Source organism: Glutamicibacter arilaitensis, assembly GCF_044793945.1.
Taxonomy (GTDB): Bacteria; Actinomycetota; Actinomycetes; order Actinomycetales; family Micrococcaceae; genus Glutamicibacter; species Glutamicibacter arilaitensis_B.
The window spans coordinates 2,291,342-2,311,229 of the sequence record NZ_CP084994.1 but is presented as its reverse complement, the minus strand read 5'-3'; the positions used below and the strand labels follow the sequence as shown (position 1 = coordinate 2,311,229).

Here is a 19,888-nt window from a genome sequence, read left to right as displayed (position 1 = left end):
GCGTTTAACGCTGTCCTCTAAAGAACTAAGCTGAGACCATGAGTACTTTGTGGCATCGAGGCCTGCTCTCCGATCCGCAGGCGGCATTAGTGGAACAGTTGCTGAGCAGTCCGCTGCTCGTTGAAGATCTTTCATGGGGTCTGACGGACACCAAGGTGCTGCGGTTGCGTTCGGACGGTCGGGACTTTGTCCTGAAAACTGCAGGACCGTCGAATTTTCATCTTGTTCGAGAGTTCAAGGCCCACGCTGCGTACACCGCCCCGTTGCTGGCACACGGGCTGACTGCCCCGATGCGTCATGAAGACCGAACGCTGCGCATGCTGCTCCTGGATTATCTGCCCGGTGTCTTGTGCGAGCAGACTTCCAGCGCCGATGACCCGGATATTCACGAGCAGGCAGGTCAAGCCTTGCAGCTCCTGCACGGGCAGCAGGCCAAGATGGATGAGAGCTATGAAAAGAACTTCATCGCCAACGGCGTGAAATGGCTGGATGCGGAGCACCGGATTGAACCGAGTGCCTTGGCCGCCGCCCGCAAGATCTTCGCAGATTATCGTCCTGAACCGGTACTCGTCGTGCCCACTCATGGTGATTGGCAACCACGCAACTGGGTGATAGATCAAGGCAAACTACGGGTGATCGATTTCGGCCGATTCGCCATACGGCCCGCCCAAAGCGACCTGGCCAGGCTTGCGGCTCAGCAATGGCGCGTTCATCCTGAATTAGCTACCGCGTTCTTTCGCGGATACGGAGATGACCCACGAGAATTGCGCAGCTGGCCCATCACACAACTACGCGAGGCGATCGGCACCGCAGCCTGGGCATATCAAGTCGGCGACACGGCCTTTGAATCTCAAGGGCACCGCATGCTGCGCGACTCGCTGGAACTATTCTGAAAATACCAGCGGTGGCTTGCAGCTATTCGGGCCGTTGTCCGACAGTAGTCAAGCTCATTGCCGGTAAATTCGCACCTCACCGAAAGGTGACGGATAATGGAAATAGTCCTGCGAAAGCTACAATAAGGGTTTCGGTTGGATCGACAGGTCCGTAGTGGGCGAACAAGTAAAGGGGATGACAGTGTCTTTATTGGAGACCATCAACAAGCCTAGCGATCTGCGGGCTCTTACCCTGGAACAGCTAGAGGATCTTGCGGAGGAAATTCGTGGATTCCTCATCGCCAACGTCGCCCGGACAGGCGGCCACCTCGGACCAAACCTCGGAGTGGTAGAACTAACCCTAGGCATTCACCGCGTCTTCGACTCGCCCACCGACTCCATCGTCTTCGACACCGGACACCAGTCCTACGTGCATAAGCTCGTCACCGGACGCCAAAACTTCACCACCCTGCGTCAGCAAGGCGGACTTGCCGGCTACCCGGATCGCCGGGAGTCCGAACACGACATCGTCGAATCATCCCACGCCTCCTCCTCACTGTCTTGGGTTGATGGCATCTCGCGGGCCAATAAACTACGCAACAACATCGACCGCTACGCGATTGCCCTGGTCGGGGACGGCGCGCTCACCGGTGGCATGGCCTGGGAAGCGGTCAACAATATCGCCGCAGACAAAGATCGCAAGGCGATCATCGTGGTCAACGACAATGGACGCTCTTATGCGCCGACTATCGGTGGGCTCGCGAATCAGCTCTCGGGTCTGCGCCAGCAACTGGACAAGTTCCGTACGCACCCGTACTACGAGGATGCCATGAGCAAGCTCAAAGGCAAGCTCAAAGACTCGGGGGCCGTAGGAAGCTTTGCCTACAAGTCCCTGCATGCCACCAAAAAAGGCATTAAGGACTGGTGGGCTCCGCAGGGCTTATTCGAGGATCTGGGGCTGAAATATATCGGTCCGATCGATGGGCACAACCAGGCGGCCGTAGAAGAAGCATTGCTCCAAGCCAAGCAATTCGGCGGCCCTGTACTCGTGCATGCGATGACCGAAAAGGGACACGGGTATGCGCCGGCCATCGCGGACGTGGCCGATCAGTTCCACGCAGTGGGCGTGATCGACCCTGAGACCGGCACCCCGGTTTCCAGCGGGGGAGCGCAGAGCTGGACCAGCGTCTTCGGCGAGGAGATCGCTTTGGTTGCCGATGAACGCGATGACATTGTCGCGATCACCGGTGCCATGCTGCAGCCGGTGGGGCTGAAGAAAATGGCTGACAAGTACCCCGAGCGCGTCATCGACGTGGGAATTGCCGAGCAGCACGCGATGACGGCTGCAGCGGGACTGGCCTTCGGCGGCCTTCACCCGGTCGTTTGCGTCTACGCAACCTTTCTGAACCGGGCCTTCGACCAGCTTCTGATGGACGTGGCGCTGCATAAGGCAGGGGTCACCATCGTGCTGGACCGTGCCGGCGTCACCGGCCCCGACGGTCCAAGCCACCACGGCATGTGGGATATGGCGCTGACCCAGATCATTCCAAATCTGCACCTGGCCGCCCCACGCGATGCATCGCGCCTGCGCGAGGAACTGCGCGAAGCACTGGCCATCGATGACGCGCCGAGCGTCGTTCGTTTCTCCAAGGGGTCGGTGGGCGAAGAAGTTGAAGCCATCGACCGCCTGCCAGATGGGGTGGATGTGCTGGCGCGACTCGGCGACCGAGCCGCACCGGACGTCTTGATCGTCTCGGTGGGCGCGATGAGCGAATTGGCTTTGGACGTCGCCCACCGGTTGCATAGCCAAGGCGTTTCGGTCTCTGTCGTTGACCCTCGCTGGGTGCTGCCGGTACCGGCCTCGGTGGTTTCACTAGCTGCCCGCCACCGCATCGTGGTCTGCATCGAAGATGGCGTTCGCGCAGGCGGAGTCGGTTCCCGGCTGCGGACCGAAATGCGTGCAGCGGGGGTAGACACGGCCTTGAACGAGGTCGGCCTGCCCACCGAATTCCTCGCCCACGGCAGCCGTGCCCAGGTGCTTGAACGCGTGGGATTGACCGCCAAGCAGGTAGCTCGCGACACGTTGGCCCAAGTGCTCGGCACGAAGGTGCCCTTCGCCCGGCCGCTGCCTGGCCAGGATCTTCCCACCGGGCAGCTTCCGAAGCTGTGAGTGGATCGATGCCATTTCCAGCCGGATTGCCGCGGAATCCGGAAGCAGTGGAATTCGGCTCGCTGATTGTCAGCCGTGCCTGGAAATACGATGGAAGCGCCCACTGGGTAGTCCCAGGTTTTTACCTAGGTTCCGATGAGCATGGCCATTGGCTACACCAGCCAGCCGGTTCGTTGGTCGCCAGGCCCGGAACCGCTCATCTGGCGGCCACGGACGCGCTGTGCCTGATCCCTCACCGCGGTTTTTGGGTTGCGACCTTGTACTCCGACGCGGCCGACGACTTCGACGTCTACATTGATCTGGCCACTTCCATCGGTTGGCAACCACTGCGTCGCGGCGGGTGGGAAGTGAACTCCGTGGATATGGACCTCGACGTCATCCGTTCACGCTCCCGTGGCACGTTTCTGGACGACGAAGACGAATTCGCCGAACATGCGCTCAGCATGAATTATCCCGAAGCGCTGCAGCGCCAGATGCGCGAAACCAGCGCGTCGCTGTTGCATGATGTCGCCGAGAACCTGCCGCCCTTCACACACTCACACCGACAGATCTGGCTGGCCAAGGTCGCGGAACTTCCGCGCTAGACCCAGCATCAAAACCAACACAGAGGAAAAACGATGGCGATCATTCGCACCTACCGTCTTGACGAGAAGAACGAACTTCAGTTCCGCGAAGCCTGGTACCAGCAGTTTGATGACGAGGAACTCGGGCAGTTCGTGATCAACCACGGCACCGTGGGCCACATGTCGAAGACCAACGAGGTCCAGGATGTTAAGGCCGAACGCGCCGACGAACTCTTCGCCGGATTCTTGGCCACCTGCCAGGAAGACGGTTTCTCGGAGATCCCTAGCGAGGAACAGAGCTGGGTGATCGTACAGTACGCGCTGAAGTCGGTTGAAGGCACCGAACGCGACCGCTACATGGAGAAGAAAGCGACTGAAGCGCTGACCGGGCACCTCGCCTGGCGTGGACTTGGCACCGTGGAATCAAGCGACTTCGCGCCACGCAAGCTGAACATCCGGGTGCTTTCACCGGCACCAAAGCTTGCGGTAGCGGCAGTCAAGGTTTGCATCCGCGATGCCAAGCTGGACTTCACCAAGATGAGCGTGGGCACCGCGCCTTATGACAATGTAGAGGCAGTTAAGATGGCTCATCCAATGCCGGCGAAACCATTCTCGCTGAGCTAAAGGGCCGCGGGTCAGCGCGCTGAACCGCATTAACTGCGCTCGAAAGCTGTGGTGGATCCAGATTCTTCGCTATCAGCTGGGCGCCTGCAGCCACGCGATGGCGGCTGCACATTGAACTAAGGACAAAGGACAAATGATTCCTCAAGAGGATCGGGACGAATCCCCGGGAGCCAAGAGTAAAACGTCGCAGATTGGCGCCACACGAACACCACTCCACTTGGTGTTCCAAGCGTGCGTCGGTGTGATTATTGGTATCGGCATTACCTCGCTGCTTAGCGAAGTTCCGGGCGCCCAGCTGGCCCTCGGTGGCGTGTTCGTGGTGCTTGCCGCGTGGATCGTCGAGCAAGGTTTCCGGCTGCCGGCTCCGACTACGAAGAACGGATCGCGGATCCGTTTGATCCTGCGCCTGATTGCACTTGTCGGCTTCACGATCGCTGTCAGCCCGCTGTTGACTCTGATCGAATCGTGAGCGAATCGCTAGGAGCCAGCGAACCGCCAAGCCAGACCCGGCGCAATTCCCTTGTCGTGCTGGTGCTGGGCCTTAGCTGGGCCAAAGCCATGACGTTGCCCGATGAAACGATGAAGCTCCCATCGAAAGAAACCCGAAGGGGAGCGCTCATCCATGGTGGGTTGCGGTTCCTGTCCCTGGCGGGATTCATCATGGCTTTGCAGTCGCTGTTGGTGCTCAACGGTTGGAGCGCAGGCAGCTAGCCCAGGATAAGTTTTAGCATACAGTTAAAAGCGCAGGAGCCGGCCCGAACAATCCCCTAGGGAAAATGTTCGGGCCGGCTCTTTTAGCCTAGCTTGAAGCTTAGTCGGTTCCGGAGTCGAATGCTGCGGACTCGATGGCCCGGTCCTGCGCCCGTCCCGAATCATCCACTGGCGAAGCGTCGACGATATCGTTGGCGCCGCCGTTCTCCAATGCGCCAACCAGCTTGGCGGTGGATCCGCCAACAAGGCCCATGCCTGCATACTGTTCCAGACGGCCGCGCGAATCGGCGATGTCCAAGTTGCGCATGGTCAGCTGGCCGATGCGATCCAGCGGGCCGAAGGCTGCGTCGCCAACGCGCTCCATGGACAGCTTGTCCGGGTGGTAGCTCAGGCTGTCGCCTTCGGTGTTCAAGATGGTGTAGTCGTCGCCGCGGCGCAGACGTACCGTCACGGTACCGGAGATGGCCGAGCCGACCCAACGCTGCAGCGATTCGCGCAGCATCAGGGCCTGCGGGTCCAGCCAACGGCCTTCGTACATCAGGCGGCCTAAGCGGCGGCCCTCATTGTGGTAGCTGGCCACGGTGTCTTCGTTGTGGATGGCGTTAACCAGACGCTCATAGGCGATGTGCAGCAGCGCCATGGCAGGAGCCTCGTAGATGCCGCGCGACTTCGCTTCGATGATACGGTTTTCGATCTGGTCGCTCATGCCAAGGCCGTGGCGTCCGCCGATGATGTTAGCCTCGTTGACCAGGGCTACCGGATCGGTGTACTCCTTGCCATTGATGGCTACCGGGCGGCCGGCCGAGAAGGTGACCGAAACATCCTCGGGTTTGATCTCCACGGATTCGTCCCAGTACTTCACGCCCATGATCGGCTCGACGGCCTCAAGAGAGGTGTCCAGCAGTTCCAGGGTCTTCGCCTCGTGGGTTGCGCCCCAGATGTTGGCGTCGGTCGAGTAAGCTTTCGCGGCCGAGTCGCGGTAAGGGAAACCGTGCTCCTGCAGCCATTCGCTCATCTCCGAGCGTCCGCCGAGCTGAGCGACGAATGCCGGGTCGAGCCAAGGCTTGTAGATGCGCAGCTTCGGGTTGGCCATCAGGCCATAGCGGTAGAAGCGCTCAATATCGTTGCCCTTGTAGGTCGAACCATCGCCCCACACATCAACGCCGTCTTCGCGCATGGCGCGTACCAGCAGGGTACCGGTAACTGCGCGGCCCAGTGGAGTGGTGTTGAAGTAGGCTTTTCCGCCGGAGCGAATGTGGAAGGCACCGCAGGAAAGCGCGGCGAGGCCTTCTTCGACCAAGGCTGGCTTGCAATCGACCAGACGCGATGCCTCGGCACCGTATTCCAGAGCGCGGTCCGGAACTGCGTCGATATCCGGCTCGTCATACTGGCCAAGATCGCCGGTGTAGGTGTACGGGATGGCGCCCTTTTCGCGCATCCAGGCAACTGCGACCGAAGTATCAAGGCCGCCGGAGAACGCGATACCAACGCGTTCGCCTACAGGGAGAGAGGTGAGGACTTTAGACATGTTTCCATCCTAATGGATAAATATGCAACACAGTGAATTGAGGCGTGAAATGTTCAGCACACCGTCCTACCCGATAGCCTATGGGTAAGTAGCCGTTGCGTGAAGCGGCCCCACGAAAACAATCAAAGAGGTGCTCATGGAATTTCGCCAGCTTGGCCGCAGTGGTCTGAGTGTTTCCGTCGTCGGACTCGGTTGCAACAACTTGGGGCGTCCCGGAACCGCCACAGAATCACAAGAAGGAACCGATGCGGTGATCCACGCCGCTCTCGATGCAGGAATCACCCTCTTCGATGTTGCCGACACCTATGGGCGGGAACCCGGTTTATCCGAAGAGCGACTTGGCAAGGCGCTGGGAAACGCGCGCAAGGACGTTGTTCTTGCCACGAAGTTCGGCATGGACATGAAAGGCGTAAACGGCCCCGACTTTGACGCGCGCGGTTCACGCCGTTATATCGTCAACGCGCTAGAAGCCTCACTTCGCCGACTGGGCACCGACCATATTGACCTGTACCAATTCCACACCCCGGATGCGAATACCCCGATCGACGAAACCTTGCGTGCCTTGGACGATCTGGTCACCAGCGGCAAGGTGCGCTATATCGGTCACTCCAATCGATCCGGATGGCAGATCGCCCAGGCTGAATACGTGGCTCGCGAGCTCGGAACGGAGCGATTCATCTCGGCGCAGAACCACTACAACCTGATCGACCGTCGTGCCGAGCTGGAAGTGTTGCCCGCAGCCAAGGAATTTGGGCTCGGAGTCCTTCCCTACTTCCCACTGGCTAATGGGCTGCTCACCGGAAAATACACGAAGGGCTCGGCTCCCCAAGGAAGTCGGCTGACCCATGCCCGCCAGCATCTGCTGGAAACCAGCGACTTCGAACAGCTGGAAAAGTTCTCCGCCTTTGCCGCCTACCGCGACCTCTCTCCGGCCGAACTCGCCTTCTGCTGGCTGGCCGCACAGGATACGGTGGCTTCGGTCATCGCCGGATCCACACGTCCGGAACAAGTCAAGGCCAATGCGCACGCGATCCGGTGGGTGCCCTCTAAGGAAGAAAGCGCAGAAATCGATGCGATATTCCCTAGCCCGCAAAAGGTTGCACTGTTTTAGCGGTACTTCGCCGCAGCCGCAAAGCATAGGGGGTGCCGGCCCAATCTCAGGCCAGCACCCCCTACGCTCGACGCGCGCTCAATCGTTCCCGGTTTAGGCGTCTTGCGGTGGGAAGACGAGAATGTTCTCGCCCTCGATAGCCGCGGCGTAGCGGGTCAGCGGAAGCGGCGCCGGGCCGCCGAGGACGGTGCCGTCCTCGTAGGCATAGCGTGATCCGTGGCATGGACAGTGAAAATTCGCTTCATCGGTGTCCGTGCCCACCGCGCAACCTTGGTGCGTGCAGACATTGGAGTATGCCAGCACTGTGCTTGCATCGACGCGATAAAGCAAGACTCCTAGGTCCTTGCCGCTTGCCGGGCCTTTGACAGTCACTTCGGCCTTACCGCTCTCCGGTAATTCTTCTGCGCTGAGGACAATTTGTCCTTCCCCAGTGGGGCTGGGTGCCTCGCTCGCCTCGACAGGAGGTTCGGAGGAGGACCCACCGCTACATGCGGTGAGTGCAACGATGGTTCCGGCGGCACCGGCCGCGCCGAGCAAATGACGGCGCGTTGGTGGTATTGGTCCATTCATAAGCCAATTGTTGCAGACTATGGCTTAGCTGACGCTAACTTCGAGGCTTTTATTTTTTGCGGTACTCCGCTAGGCCTGGCCCAGATACACTGCGATGTGCTCGCCTTCGATTTCGCAGGCATAGCGAGGAAGGGCGGCAATCGCCGGGCCGGCGGAAACTGCACCGTCGGCGGGCTGGAAGCGTGAACCGTGGCAGGCGCAGTAGAAATCGTCTTTGGAAGATTTCGGAGTGACCGCACATCCCTGATGAGTGCAGATACTCGAGTAGGCGAGGACGGTCTTGGCGTCCTTGCGGAAGAGCAGGACACCTATTTCTTCTCCGGTCACCGGGTCCTTGGCCAGTACCTGCGCGCGGGCCTTTTCGGGAAGATCCGCCAGCGGAAGAACCATCTGTGCTTCGCCAGCTGGTTCAGGGACCTGTGCAGGAGTCGGATTCGGTGCGGCAGATTCTCCGTTGCCACAGGCGGCTAGCAGGGCACTGGATCCTAGAAGTGCGGAGGCGCACATCACGGTGCGGCGGGCTGGGCGTGCAAAATCGGTCATATCGGGATTCTCTCAGATTAACCTGTGCCGTAGCTAAGCTGAATATTTCTTCTCTCACTAGTCAACGGCGATTGTGCCGCTCAATGACAACGCCCCGTGTTGCCAACGACTCCACTGTGGAGCCGGCAACACGGGGCGTTGTCCTGCGTGGAGTTAGGAATTGAACTTCTTCCCGTTCACACGTTCGGAGGCACCGACCTGATCCAGGTACGGGGTGATCCCGCCCAGATGCATCGGCCAACCCGCGCCTGTAATCATGCACAGATCAACGTCGGCTGCCTCGGCGACTACGCCTTCGGAAAGCAACAGGCCGATTTCTTCGGCCAGTGCATCTTGCACCCGGATGAGAATTTCAGCCTTGGTTGAGGGCTTATCTCCGAAACTCAGCAGTGCCTCTGCCTCGGGATTCAGTATCGGCTGGCCGTTGTCGTCCTTGGACCACAAGGTGGTGACCTTCGCATCGATCAATTTGCCGAGGTTCTCGGACACTGCAAATCGATTCCCGAAGGACGCATTAAGCGACTCGTTGACGTGCTGTGCCACTGGCAGGCCAACCATTGCCAGGAGGGTGAACGGCGTCATCGGCAGCCCCATGGGAGTCAGCGCTGTATCCGCCGTCCGCACATCGGTCCCCTCGTCGAAGGCGGCCTGCACTTCGCTCATCAAACGCAAAAGCACACGGTTCACCACAAAAGCCGTGGCGTCTTTGGTGCGTACCGTCGTCTTGCGCAGGTTCTTACCCAGGGCGAAGGCGGTGGCTACGGTGGACTCATTGGTCCACTGTGTCGCAGCGATCTCCAGCAGTGGCATCACGGCTACCGGGTTGAAGAAGTGGAAACCGACAAGGCGCTCGGGATGCTTCAGATCCCGCCCCATCTCGGTCACCGAGAGCGAAGAGGTGTTCGTGGCCAGGATGCATTCGGGGGAGACTACTGCTTCCACCTCGGCGAAGACCTGCTTCTTGACGTTCAGTTCCTCAAAGACCGCCTCAATGATGAAATCGGCGTCGGCGAACACGTCCTTGGTGACCGAGCCGGAGACCAGGGCCTTGGTGCGGTTGACTGCATCTTGGCTCATCCGGCCTTTGGCGTGCAACTTATCGATCTCACCGTGGATGTACGCCAGGCCCTTGTCGATACGTGACTGATCCAGATCAGTAATGACCACTGGCACATTCAACTTACGCACGAAGAGCAATGCCAGCTGGCTCGCCATGAGTCCCGCGCCGACCACGCCGATTTTGGTGACGGGCCGGGCGAGCTTTGCATCGGGTGCGCCGGCCGGACGCTTGCCTCGCTTTTGCACCAGATCTAGAAACGCATACACCGTGTTCTTGAACTGATTAGTGGCCATCAGCTCGGTAAGCGCCTGAATTTCTAATTCGGCCGATTCCTTTTGGGACAGCTTCAACCCTTTGCGGAAAACTTCAATCACCTTGTACGGCGCGGGGGCGGCCCCCGAAAGCTTCGCGTCTACGAACTGTTCGGCTTTATCTGCCGCCTCCAACCAGCGTTGAGCAACTTCTGGATCCTTGGGGTCGACCGAGTTCGCTCGTTTGACCTCGATGCTGCCGTTGAGCACGCCGTCTGCGAACTCGACCGAACGCTCGATAAAGTCGGCAGGCTCAAATAGCGCATCCGCCACACCTAGTTTGTAGGCCGCCGGGCCCGAGAGCGTGCGGTTGCTGTTCAGTGGGTTCTCCACCATCACCTTCAACGCGTTTTCTGGTCCGATGAGCCGTGGCAGTCGGTAAACGCCGGCCCAGCCGGGGATCAAGCCCAAGAATGCTTCGGGCAATCCCAAGGCTCCGGCGGTGGTGCTCACGGTTCGGTAGTTGCAGGCCAAAGCGATTTCCAGACCGCCACCTAGGGCAAGCCCGTTGGTGAAAGCAAAGGTCGGCACGCCTAAATCTGCGAGCAAAGCGTAGGCTTGGTGCCCGAGGGTCGCCATCGCGGTTGCCTGCTCCGGTGCGGAAAGCCGGGTTACCGCAGAGAGGTCGGCCCCAGCGATGAGGAAGTACGGTTTGCCGGTGATGGCCAGGCCGTGGATTTCGCCCGCCTTGGCGCGCTCTGCCTGTTTTTCAAGTGCGGCGCGCAGCTCCAGCAGACCATTGGGACCCAGCGTGGTGGGTTTTTTATGGTCCAACCCGTTATCCAACGTGAGCAGTACCAGTGTTTTACCGCTGGGTAGGGTCACATCCTTGGCGAATGAATGGGTGATCGTTTCATCGTGCATAAGTTCGGCAACTGCCGAAAAATCCTGAGTCATCTCTAGCTCCCTAAGCCTTCGTGCCAAAGTCTGGGTGGTTTGGATTCTCCCAAATCACCGTGCCGCCCATGCCGAGGCCGATGCACATGGTGGTGATTCCATAGCGCACCGTGTGATCTTCTTCGAACTGGCGCGCTAGCTGAGTCATCAGGCGAACGCCCGAGGATGCTAGCGGGTGGCCGACCGCGATCGCTCCGCCGTAGCGGTTAACCCGCTCGTCGTCTTGTGCGATGTTGTAGAAGTCGAGGAAGGAGAGCACCTGCACGGCGAAGGCCTCATTGATTTCAAACAGTCCAATGTCGGTTATGCTCAGGCCTGCCTTGGACAGTGCCTTCTCGGTGGCTGGAACGGGGCCGTATCCCATGACATCTGGCTCCACGCCGGCGAAGGCGAAGGAAACCATGCGCATTTTCGGGGTCAGCCCCAGCTCGCGCACTGCCGCGCCGCTAGCTAGCATGGCGGCGGTGGCGCCATCGTTCAGTCCCGCCGCGTTTCCGGCGGTCACGCGGCCGTGGGCGCGGAACGGGGTGCGCAGTTCGGCCAGTGATTCCATGCTGGTGCCCGGTCTTGGCGGCTCATCAACGGTGTTGACCGCCCAGCCCTCACCCGGACGCTTCGCGGAGACCGCCACGAGATCTGGCTGGATCTGGTTGTTTTCGTAGGCGCGGGCAAGTTTGTTCTGGGAAGCCACCGCGTAGCTGTCGGCGCGTTCCTTGGTGATTTCGGGGAAACGATCGTGCAGATTCTCCGCGGTATTGCCCATGTTCAAGGCCTGCGGATCAACGATCTTCTCGGCGAGAAAGCGGGGGTTTGGATCGGCGCCTTCACCCATGGGGTGGTTTCCCATATGCTCGACGCCGCCGGCGATTACTACGTCATAGGAGCCGAAGGCAATGCCGCCGGCTAGCGAAGTTACCGCGGTCATGGCGCCGGCGCACATCCGGTCGATGGCAAAACCGGGAACAGACTTCGGGATTCCGGAGAGCAGCCCCACCGTGCGCCCAATGGTTAGTCCTTGGTCGCCAGTTTGGGTGGTGGCAGCCATGGCGATCTCATCGATTTTCTCGGCTGGAATCTCCGGGTTTCGGCGAAGGAGGCCACGCACGGCCTTGACCGCGAGGTCATCGGCGCGGGTGCCGTGGTAGATTCCCTTCTCTCCTGCCTTACCGAAGGGGGTGCGTACCCCGTCGATGAAGACGACGTCGCGGTCGTCGAGCGAGGCGTGCGCGTTTCCGGGCACGGTCGAGGTGTTGACACTCACCGTCGGGCTCCTTGGGGTAGTTTTAGGCTGCCCCGAGAGCCGGGGCAGTGGCCAGCATCACTGTGACCTAAACCATACGTTACTCATGAGTAACTTGAAGTGCAAGTGCTGGTTCCACGCTCCGGGACCCTCCGATGAGATTTTGCTCTAGGCGCGCAGTGCTTCGGCGAGTTTTGCGCTGAGCAGATCGCGTTGCCAAGGTCGCGCGCCGAGCTCTTCCAAGGCGGTATCTATCGAGCTGGCGCTGATTGTTGCCGGGGGATTCCAGCACAGCGAACGCAAGAATTTCGGGGTCAAAAGATTTTCTCCCGGGATGTTCCATTCTTCGCTGACTTCGGAAAGTACCTCTCGTGCAGCGGTCAGCCGAACAGCGGCTTGCGGGTTTTTCTCTCCCCAGATTCGCGCATTTGGCAGCTCCGCGTTGCCGGTACGTAGTTCTGGGAGATCATTGGAATTTCGTCCACGCTGCATCGCGTCCAGCCAACGTGGGGCGTCGCGTTTGGCGCTGCGGCCATGGAAGCCTGAAATCTGCAGTAATGCGGGGACACTATTTGGTCGGTGATCGACCGCGGCCATGATCGCCGAGTCTGGCAATAATCTGCCCGGAGCCACATCTCGACTTTGAGCCAAGGCCTCGCGTGATTGCCACAGCTCGCGAGCCACCGCGAGATTGCGCCGATTCTTGATCTTATGGATTCCCGATAGTTTGCGCCAAGCTTCAGGTGGCGCAACGGGATCCGGGAGCTGGCGAACATACTCAAATTCTTGGGCGGCAAAATCCAATTTGCCCTGCTCTTCGAGCACCTCGGAAATTTTTTCGCGCAGTTCGAAGAGCACCTCAACGTCCAGCGCCGCATAGTTCAGCCAAGACTCTGGCAGCGGCCGAGTGGACCAGTCCACCGCAGAGTGTTCCTTAGCTAATTGCAGTCCGAGCAGTTCGCCAACCATGGTGCCCAGTGCCACGCGGGGGAAGCCGGCCAAACGTCCGGCGAGTTCGGTATCAAACAGCCCGGTGGGGGATAGCCCTGCATCGTGCAGGCAGGGCAGATCCTGGGTAGCCGCATGCAAAATCCACGGTAGTTCATTCATGAGTTCCAGCAGTGGCTCCAGCGAATCCAAGCTCTCTGGGTCGATCAGCCAGGTGCTTGCACCTTCGCGGCGGATCTGGATGAGGAAGGCGCGTCGTCCGTAGCGGAATCCACTGGATCGTTCGGTATCCACTGCCAAATCCCCGGTGCCGGCACGGAGCGCTCGCACCGCTCGGTTCAGTCCCGCCGCGGTGTTGATGACTTCCGGAATACCGTCTCTAGGAGAGGTCAGTGGGGTCAGGGTTGGCTGGTCTACGGCTGGATCTGAAGTAGTCATGGTCCTTCTATTCTAGGACCGATGGCGCGCGGCTTTAGCTTAGGCGACGGTGCGGCAGCTGCTGCACGCCTTCGGGAAGCGGTGGCATGCCTGCAAATGTGCACACCATATCGGCCCACGCACTCAAATGTGCACCGAGCTCTTCGCTCTGCTGCGGAGTCCACGAGGCGCGCAATTCGATGTCGATATGGTCTTGCTCGCCTTGCAGGTTGCCAAATGATTCTGAGATGACGCGCGTGGCGGTGCCGCCGGAGGAATGGTAGGAAGCTTGGCGTTCGCGCAGGGCATCTTCAAGCCAGCTCCAAGCGACGGAGGCAAGCATCGAGTCCTGGCCCATGTCGTGATCCAAGCGTGCCCGGATGTAGCTCACGACGCGGAATTGGCCGCCCCATAATTCCTGGCCTGCAGGGTCGAAGAGCAAAACAAAGCGTCCGGTCGCCAACGGGGCTTCGGGCTGCAAGAACGGGGTGCGGGAGTATTCCTGGCCGTGCTCTCCATGGCCTGGTCCGGAGCCTTCCAGCACATCGCCGCTGAGCGCTAAAGCGAACGGCGCCAGACGGGCTGGAGCTGGGATTTCGGTGATCTTCAGTTCTTTGCGAACGGCGGCATGCGAAAGTTCGCCCAGGGCCTTGGAAAAGGCCGGTGGGATGACTGCGGCAGCACGATCGTTGGTCACAGGACGAGTCTAAAACGCGCCGCACCGCGGTGGCGGTACGGCGCGCCGAGTCGCATTAAGCTGCGCGATGGGCAGTCATCAATTCGCGAAGTTTGGCGGTGAATGCGCTGACATCTTCCGCGGTGGTGTCAAATGAGCACATCCAACGCACGTGCCCTGCTGCACGGTCCCAATCGTAGAAGCGGAAGTGCTCGCGCAACTGATCGGATACCGCGGTCGGCAGTTGCGCGAAAACGCCGTTGGCCTGCGCCGGGTAGACCAGATCCACGCCGTCGATCTCTTCGACAGCGGAGGCTAGCAGCGCAGCCATCGCATTCGAATGCCCAGCCAATTCACGCCACAGGCCCGTTCCGTAGAGTTCGAGCAACTGGGCGGAAATGAATCGCATCTTGCTGCCCAGCTGCATATTCATCTTGCGCAGGTACTTCAGATCCTGGGCCAGTGCCGGATCGAGGGTCAAAATTCCTTCACCGAGCAGCAAGCCATTCTTGGTGCCGCCGAGCGAAACGATGTCTACCCCGACATCGGTGGTCAGCTCGCGCAATTCGACACCGAGGGAAGCCGCCGCGTTGGCCAAGCGTGAACCATCGAGGTGAACCTTCATGCCCAGTTTGTGGGCGTGTTCGGTGATGGCTCGAATTTCATCCGGGGTGTAGATCGTGCCCAGCTCGGTGCCCTGGGTGATCGACACCGCCAGCGGCTGCGCGCGGTGCTCGTCACCCCAGCCCCAAGCCTCCTGATCGATCAGTTCGGCGGTGAGCTTGCCGTCGGGGGAGTCCACCTGCAAGAGCTTAAAACCGCCGATGCGTTCCGGAGCGCCATTCTCATCCACATTAATATGTGCAGTGCTCGCGCAGATCACCGCGCCCCAGCGCGGCAGCAGTGACTGCAAGGCGGTGACATTGGCGCCGGTGCCGTTGAAGACCGGGAAGATTGCAGCCTGCGCACCGAATAGTTCCCCTGCCATCGCGTCCAGCGCAGCGGTGTATTCGTCATCGCCGTAAGCGCTCTGGTGCCCGCCATTGGCGCGCGTGATCGCCTGAAGGATGCGTGGGTGCACGCCGGAGTAGTTATCGGAGGCGAATCCGCGCACCGCAGGGTCGTGGCTAAAAGTCATAAGATTTTTTGGTCCTTCGTAGAGGTACTGAGGTGGTGATGTGCCCGTGAAAAACGCTACACCACCACCGTCGAATCGCGCTTAGGCCTGAGCCAGCGGAAGCCGCTGCCCGTTGTGCTCCACCGTCTCGGCGTCCAGAAGCCGCAGCGCCGCCTGGGCGACAGTGTCAACGGAGGTATGCCCAGTGGGCACCTCACCGGCTGACTTGTCGCTCAGTGCTTTGACAACCCAACTCAGGGCGGCTGCCTGCGGGGCCTGTTTGCTAAAGAGCCGGGCGATCGCATTGACCCAGTGCTCTGCGGCGGCCTTCACCGCACCATAATTCGCATTCGACGGCGTCGGATTCGTCACCGCCTGAGCGCTGATGATTGCTAGGCGGCCGGCATCCGAAGCGACCAGGTCATCGACGAAGGCGCGGGTGGTGTTGCGCAGCGTGGTCAGCACGCTGATGTGCAGGAAGTCCCAGTCGGCGTCCGTTTGCCCGGTAATCGACTTGCCGCCGCGCCAACCGCCCACCAGATGCAGCAGCACATCGATCTTGCCGTGCTGCGCATGGATCTGCTCGGCCAGATCGTTGACCGCTTGGCGGTCCGACAGGTCGCATTCGTAGCGTGCAGTGGCGAAGCCTAGGCGTTCGTCCAGACGCGCGGCATTGCTGCCGACCACCAGCACTCGAGCCCCGGCATTGACGAGTTGGCGGGCCGCTGCGGCCCCGGCGGCCGAGGTGGCCCCGGCGATCAGCACTAGCTGTTTTGTTTGTTCTTTGCTCACGGTATCGATCCTAGATGCTTGTGGCGCCGGTCATGCCGCGGGTGGACTCGATCACCGCCGCCATTTTCTTGTTCAGCGCCTCGTAGAACATCGACAGCGGGAACTCATCGTCCAGCACCTGATCGGTTATTTCACGCAGCGGCGCGGTCAGCGGCAAGGCCTCTGGCCCCTTGGCCCACACCGAAGCCGGGTTCGGGGTGACGGTGGCGGAGACTAGCTCATAGGCAGCCAGCCAATGGGCGAGCTTCGGGCGGTCGATGGACTTCCAATACAGTTCGTCGATCGCATCCCCCAAGGCTGCAACCACCTCGGGCACCTGATCCCAGTCGATGCTCAGCTTGGTGTCGGTCCAGTGCAGGACGTGGTGCTGGTGCATCCAAGCGAAGAGCAGTTGTCCGCCGAGCCCGTCGTAGTTGCGCACCCGCGAGCCGGTGATCGCAAAACGGAAGATCCGGTCGAAGATGACTGCGTACTGCACCAGCTTCGCGGTGTGCGCCGCTTCCGCATCGCTAGCCGGGTCGGCGGCGATCTTCATGGATTCGCGGAATGCCGTCAGATCGCAACGCAGCTCTTCCAGAGAGTAGAGGAAGAATGGCATGCGTTGCTTGATCATGAATGGGTCGAAGGGCAGGTCCCCGCGCATATGCGTGCGGTCGTGGATCAGATCCCACATGATGAAGGTTTCTTCGGTCAGCTGCTGATCGGTGAGCAGCTGCGCCGCATCGGCAGGCAGCTGCAGGTTGGTGATTGCCGCGGCTTCCTTGAGCACCTTGCGGAAGCGGGCCGCCTCACGGTCTTGGAAGATGGCACCCCAAGTGAAGGAAGGGGTTTCGCGGATGGCGACCGATTCGGGGAAGAGTACCGCGGAGTTGGTGTCGTAGCCGGCGGTGAAATCGATGAAACGCAACGGCACGAACAATGCGTTGGAGTAGCTGCCCGCCTCCAGCTGCGCGATGAAGTCCGGCCATATGACCTGCACCAGCACGGCTTCGAGGTGGCGGTTTGTCGAACCGTTCTGCGTGTACATCGGGAAGAGCACCAGATGCAGAAGTCCGTCTTCACGCTGGGACTGCGGCTGGAATTCGAGCAGTGCGTCCAAGAAGTCCGGGGTGCCGAAGCCATGTGCTTCCCATTTTTTCAGGTCAGCGATCAGCGCCTGCAAGTAGTTCGCATCGTGGGCGAAATGCGGCAGCAGCTCATCGATGGCGTCGACGATGATAGCGATCAGGCCGCTGGCGCGTGGCTGCATTGCGGCCTCGGCCAGGGAGCCGTCCTTGGACTGCAGGCTCTGGAAATCACTGGCCGCCGCCTTCAGCGCCAGCCATGCATCATGGGTGGCTAGCATCTGCGCGGTTGCCTGTGCGTTGTGGGAGAGCTGGGTCATCGTGGGGCACCTTTTCAAGTTCTTTGGTCGTATTCGTGGCCTAGCTATAACGCTACGCTCAAAGAACAGAATTAGTGTTGCTCAGTCACTCATGAGTAAGCATCACTAATGCTTGATGTGAGGTGCACCCCACGACGGTCAGAGGTTTTAGCCCTCCGTTTCCCGCAAGGTCAGGCTCAACGAATTCATGCAGAAACGCAGGTCCGTCGGTGTCTTGAAACCTTCCCCCTCAAACACATGGCCCATATGCGAATCGCAATTCGCGCAACGCACCTCAACACGTTTCATGCCCATCGACTCGTCCGTTATGTAACGCACCCGATCCTCGGCCAGCGGGGCATAAAATGAGGGCCACCCGCAGCTGGCGTCAAACTTCGTGCCGCTCGCGAAAAGCTCCACGCCGCAGGCGCGACAGGAATACACTCCCTCAGTGGTGGTATCCCAGTATTCACCGGTGAATGGTCGTTCGGTTCCGGCCTGGCGCAAGACGTGGAATTCCTCCGGGGAAAGGATCTGCTGCCAGTCGATCTCTGTCTTCTTCGATTCTTCGCTCATACTCATGCAAACGATTTGCGTCGCTAGATGATTCCCGAAGCCGCATTTGAGAGTATGGGGGCATGGCCCGGAACATAGTCGAAACCTTAGAACCGCGTAAAACGGTGCCCGCGACGCTGATCGGCGTGGGCTTGGGCATTGCAGCCGGCTCGCTGCTGGCCGCGAGCGTTTCCGCGCTGGCCGGGTATTTTGCCCGGCGCGTGGTCACTCCCGAAGAGCGGCGCACCGGCAACGCCATCATCCGCGAGATCGTGACCGACGAGGAAGGCCAGCTCTGGCTGCACTTCCTCAAAGTTGCGGACACCGCCGATCCTGGCGGATGCTCGCTCATCTCCGAGGGAGAGACCTGTGTCGCCAGGCTTTCGGCACCACGGGCGGTACCCGGCAAACCGCGGCTGATCGCCCGCAAGCTCGAACACATCTACCGCGGGAGCCTGGAAGGGGTGCGCCGCGGATACCTCTCCGGAGCCATCTACGAACATCCCGAAGACCTCGGCATCGCCGCGCAGGATATCGAACTGGAGCTGGCGGTGGGCACCGGACCGGCCTGGCTCGTGCCGGGCACCAGCCACAAGGACCTCTGGGTGATCGGGGTGCACGGGCGGGGCGCGCGGCGCAACGAAACCATTCGCGCGCTGCCGGTGCTCACCGAAATTGGCGCCACGGTCCTGCTGATGAGCTACCGCAACGACGGGCTCGCCCCGAATGCGGCCGATGGCCGCTACGGGCTGGGGGATACCGAATGGCACGACGTGCAAACCGCGGTCCAATACGCCCGCGATCATGGGGCCACGCAGATTGTCCTGCTCGGCTGGTCCATGGGCGGAGCGATCAGCCTGCAAACCGCGGACCGCTCCGAGCTAGCCCTCTATATCGATTCGCTGATGCTCGTGGGTCCGGTGATTAATTGGGTCGATGTGATCTCCCACCAGGCGCGGCTCAATAAGATCCCGCAAACGGTGGGACTCTTTGCCGGCTGGCTGCTCACCAATCGCGCCGGACGCTGGGTCACCGGGCTCGCGGCCCCGGTGAACCTCAAACGGCTTAACTGGGTGGACCGGGCCAGCGAACTGGAGCACCCGACGCTGATCATGCACAGCCAAGACGATCAATTCGTCCCCTACGGGCCCAGCCTGAAACTGGCTGCGCTGCGCCCGGATCTGGTCACCCTGCGAGTCTTCACCGGGGCCGGGCATACCCGCGAGCCCAACAGCGACCCGCAAGGTTTTGCCGCGGCGATCCGCGAATTCCTCACCGAACGCCTCGCCGCTCAGCGCTGAGCGGCGATCGCCGCCACCAGCGCATCGAGGGTCTTCACCGCATCCTGCGGGCGCAGCTGCAAGCTGAAGCCGCGCCGCCCGCCGGAAATGAAGATGGTTTCGAAGTTCAGCGCCCCGGCATCGAGCACCGTCGGCGAGCTTTGCCGCTGGCCGAAGGGGGAAATTCCGCCCAGCACATAGCCCGAACGCCGCTGTGCGGTCGCTTTATCGGCCATCTGGGCCTTTTTCCTGCCTAGCGCCGCACCCACGGACTTCAGATCCAAGGTCGCATCCACCGGCACGATCGCCACCGCCAACTCCTGGCTGGAGTTGGCGCCCGTGGAGACCATGAGCGTTTTGTACACCCGATCCCCGCTGACGCCCAACTGCTCCGCGGCCTCCGCCCCGTAGCTCTCGGCCGAATCGCTGTGGCTGTAGCTGTGCGCCACGTACTTGATGCCCGCCGTGTCCAGCGCGAGCGTTGCCGGGGTGGAGGCCGCCTTCATTTTCTTCGCCACTGCCTTTGTCCTTCGTTGAGCC

At 60.7% G+C, this 19,888-nt stretch carries 20 protein-coding genes; 8 read left to right on the top strand and 12 right to left on the bottom strand.

The window, feature by feature from the left end; genetic code table 11:
• Positions 1-38: 38 nt before the first annotated feature.
• From LG294_RS10925 to LG294_RS10900, 6 genes are all read left to right on the top strand, one after another.
• Positions 39-893, top strand: a complete 855-nt coding sequence (locus tag LG294_RS10925; protein ID WP_404285611.1) for a phosphotransferase — start codon at positions 39-41, stop codon at positions 891-893.
• Between the two features lie 181 nt (positions 894-1,074).
• Positions 1,075-3,042 (top strand): 1-deoxy-D-xylulose-5-phosphate synthase, encoded by a 1,968-nt coding sequence (dxs, locus tag LG294_RS10920; protein WP_404285609.1) that lies wholly within the window; start codon positions 1,075-1,077, stop codon positions 3,040-3,042.
• An 8-nt stretch (positions 3,043-3,050) separates the two neighbouring features.
• The gene (locus tag LG294_RS10915) at positions 3,051-3,626 is read left to right on the top strand and encodes a DUF402 domain-containing protein (protein ID WP_404285607.1); all 576 of its coding nucleotides are present in this window, start codon (positions 3,051-3,053) and stop codon (positions 3,624-3,626) included.
• Between the two features lie 33 nt (positions 3,627-3,659).
• On the top strand, positions 3,660-4,229 hold the full coding sequence (locus tag LG294_RS10910) for a hypothetical protein (protein ID WP_404285605.1): 570 nt from the start codon (positions 3,660-3,662) through the stop codon (positions 4,227-4,229).
• Between the two features lie 133 nt (positions 4,230-4,362).
• A complete protein-coding gene (locus LG294_RS10905; protein ID WP_404285603.1) occupies positions 4,363-4,698 on the top strand; it encodes a hypothetical protein in 336 nt (111 codons plus the stop codon).
• Entirely contained in the window at positions 4,695-4,940 is a 246-nt protein-coding gene (locus LG294_RS10900) for a hypothetical protein (RefSeq protein ID WP_404285601.1), read from the top strand. The genes LG294_RS10905 and LG294_RS10900 overlap by 4 nt, the downstream gene beginning before the upstream one ends.
• A 100-nt stretch (positions 4,941-5,040) precedes the next feature.
• Here LG294_RS10900 and argG read toward each other — a convergent pair whose 3' ends face one another.
• Positions 5,041-6,468, bottom strand: a complete 1,428-nt coding sequence (gene argG, locus LG294_RS10895; protein WP_404285599.1) for an argininosuccinate synthase — start codon at positions 6,466-6,468, stop codon at positions 5,041-5,043.
• 136 nt (positions 6,469-6,604) lie between these two features.
• Here argG and LG294_RS10890 point away from each other — a divergent pair, with 136 nt between their 5' ends.
• Positions 6,605-7,579: an aldo/keto reductase gene (locus LG294_RS10890; protein WP_404285597.1), complete on the top strand. Its 975-nt coding sequence runs from the start codon at positions 6,605-6,607 to the stop codon at positions 7,577-7,579.
• Positions 7,580-7,672: 93 nt separating this feature from the next.
• Here LG294_RS10890 and LG294_RS10885 read toward each other — a convergent pair whose 3' ends face one another.
• The 10 genes from LG294_RS10885 to msrB all read right to left on the bottom strand — a co-directional run bounded on the left by LG294_RS10885 (position 7,673) and on the right by msrB (position 18,095).
• Positions 7,673-8,149, bottom strand: coding sequence for a ubiquinol-cytochrome c reductase iron-sulfur subunit (locus LG294_RS10885; protein WP_404285595.1), 477 nt, complete (start codon positions 8,147-8,149; stop codon positions 7,673-7,675).
• 69 nt (positions 8,150-8,218) lie between these two features.
• A complete protein-coding gene (locus LG294_RS10880) occupies positions 8,219-8,692 on the bottom strand; it encodes a Rieske (2Fe-2S) protein (protein ID WP_404285593.1) in 474 nt (157 codons plus the stop codon).
• Positions 8,693-8,845: 153 nt separating this feature from the next.
• The gene (locus LG294_RS10875) at positions 8,846-10,960 is read right to left on the bottom strand and encodes a 3-hydroxyacyl-CoA dehydrogenase NAD-binding domain-containing protein (RefSeq protein WP_404285591.1); all 2,115 of its coding nucleotides are present in this window, start codon (positions 10,958-10,960) and stop codon (positions 8,846-8,848) included.
• 10 nt (positions 10,961-10,970) lie between these two features.
• Positions 10,971-12,221, bottom strand: a complete 1,251-nt coding sequence (locus tag LG294_RS10870; RefSeq protein ID WP_404285589.1) for a thiolase family protein — start codon at positions 12,219-12,221, stop codon at positions 10,971-10,973.
• A 147-nt stretch (positions 12,222-12,368) separates the two neighbouring features.
• Positions 12,369-13,586: a ribonuclease D gene (locus tag LG294_RS10865; RefSeq protein WP_404285587.1), complete on the bottom strand. Its 1,218-nt coding sequence runs from the start codon at positions 13,584-13,586 to the stop codon at positions 12,369-12,371.
• A 34-nt stretch (positions 13,587-13,620) separates the two neighbouring features.
• Positions 13,621-14,262 carry a DUF3000 domain-containing protein gene (locus LG294_RS10860; protein WP_404285585.1) on the bottom strand — a complete coding sequence of 214 codons (642 nt, stop codon included), beginning with the start codon at positions 14,260-14,262 and terminating at the stop codon, positions 13,621-13,623.
• Positions 14,263-14,317: 55 nt separating this feature from the next.
• The gene (locus tag LG294_RS10855; RefSeq protein WP_404285583.1) at positions 14,318-15,379 is read right to left on the bottom strand and encodes a threonine aldolase family protein; all 1,062 of its coding nucleotides are present in this window, start codon (positions 15,377-15,379) and stop codon (positions 14,318-14,320) included.
• An 81-nt stretch (positions 15,380-15,460) separates the two neighbouring features.
• Complete coding sequence (locus tag LG294_RS10850; protein WP_404285581.1) at positions 15,461-16,150, bottom strand: SDR family NAD(P)-dependent oxidoreductase; 690 nt, start codon at positions 16,148-16,150, stop codon at positions 15,461-15,463.
• A 10-nt stretch (positions 16,151-16,160) separates the two neighbouring features.
• Entirely contained in the window at positions 16,161-17,534 is a 1,374-nt protein-coding gene (locus LG294_RS10845) for a DUF6421 family protein (RefSeq protein ID WP_404285579.1), read from the bottom strand.
• A gap of 147 nt (positions 17,535-17,681) precedes the next feature.
• Entirely contained in the window at positions 17,682-18,095 is a 414-nt protein-coding gene (gene msrB / locus LG294_RS10840; protein ID WP_404285577.1) for a peptide-methionine (R)-S-oxide reductase MsrB, read from the bottom strand.
• A gap of 56 nt (positions 18,096-18,151) precedes the next feature.
• On the opposite strand from msrB, the gene LG294_RS10835 reads away from it, so the two are divergent.
• A complete protein-coding gene (locus tag LG294_RS10835) occupies positions 18,152-19,369 on the top strand; it encodes an alpha/beta hydrolase (protein WP_404285575.1) in 1,218 nt (405 codons plus the stop codon).
• On the opposite strand, the gene ybaK is transcribed toward LG294_RS10835, so the two are convergent.
• Positions 19,360-19,866 (bottom strand): Cys-tRNA(Pro) deacylase, encoded by a 507-nt coding sequence (gene ybaK, locus LG294_RS10830; protein WP_404285573.1) that lies wholly within the window; start codon positions 19,864-19,866, stop codon positions 19,360-19,362. The two genes, LG294_RS10835 and ybaK, sit on opposite strands and share 10 nt — an antisense overlap.
• Positions 19,867-19,888: the final 22 nt, after the last annotated feature.

Excerpts from the sequence above, each read along its gene's own strand:
- LG294_RS10925 (WP_404285611.1), top strand. The coding sequence starts at position 39 with ATGAGTACTTTGTGGCATCGAGGCCTGCTCTCCGATCCGCAGGCGGCA.
- LG294_RS10915 (WP_404285607.1), top strand. The coding sequence starts at position 3,051 with ATGCCATTTCCAGCCGGATTGCCGCGGAATCCGGAAGCAGTGGAATTC.
- LG294_RS10910 (WP_404285605.1), top strand. The coding sequence starts at position 3,660 with ATGGCGATCATTCGCACCTACCGTCTTGACGAGAAGAACGAACTTCAG.
- LG294_RS10905 (WP_404285603.1), top strand. The coding sequence starts at position 4,363 with ATGATTCCTCAAGAGGATCGGGACGAATCCCCGGGAGCCAAGAGTAAA.
- argG (WP_404285599.1), bottom strand. The coding sequence starts at position 6,468 with ATGTCTAAAGTCCTCACCTCTCTCCCTGTAGGCGAACGCGTTGGTATC.
- LG294_RS10890 (WP_404285597.1), top strand. The coding sequence starts at position 6,605 with ATGGAATTTCGCCAGCTTGGCCGCAGTGGTCTGAGTGTTTCCGTCGTC.
- LG294_RS10885 (WP_404285595.1), bottom strand. The coding sequence starts at position 8,149 with ATGAATGGACCAATACCACCAACGCGCCGTCATTTGCTCGGCGCGGCC.
- LG294_RS10880 (WP_404285593.1), bottom strand. The coding sequence starts at position 8,692 with ATGACCGATTTTGCACGCCCAGCCCGCCGCACCGTGATGTGCGCCTCC.
- LG294_RS10875 (WP_404285591.1), bottom strand. The coding sequence starts at position 10,960 with ATGACTCAGGATTTTTCGGCAGTTGCCGAACTTATGCACGATGAAACG.
- LG294_RS10865 (WP_404285587.1), bottom strand. The coding sequence starts at position 13,586 with ATGACTACTTCAGATCCAGCCGTAGACCAGCCAACCCTGACCCCACTG.
- LG294_RS10855 (WP_404285583.1), bottom strand. The coding sequence starts at position 15,379 with ATGACTTTTAGCCACGACCCTGCGGTGCGCGGATTCGCCTCCGATAAC.
- LG294_RS10845 (WP_404285579.1), bottom strand. The coding sequence starts at position 17,534 with ATGACCCAGCTCTCCCACAACGCACAGGCAACCGCGCAGATGCTAGCC.
- msrB (WP_404285577.1), bottom strand. The coding sequence starts at position 18,095 with ATGAGTATGAGCGAAGAATCGAAGAAGACAGAGATCGACTGGCAGCAG.
- LG294_RS10835 (WP_404285575.1), top strand. The coding sequence starts at position 18,152 with ATGGCCCGGAACATAGTCGAAACCTTAGAACCGCGTAAAACGGTGCCC.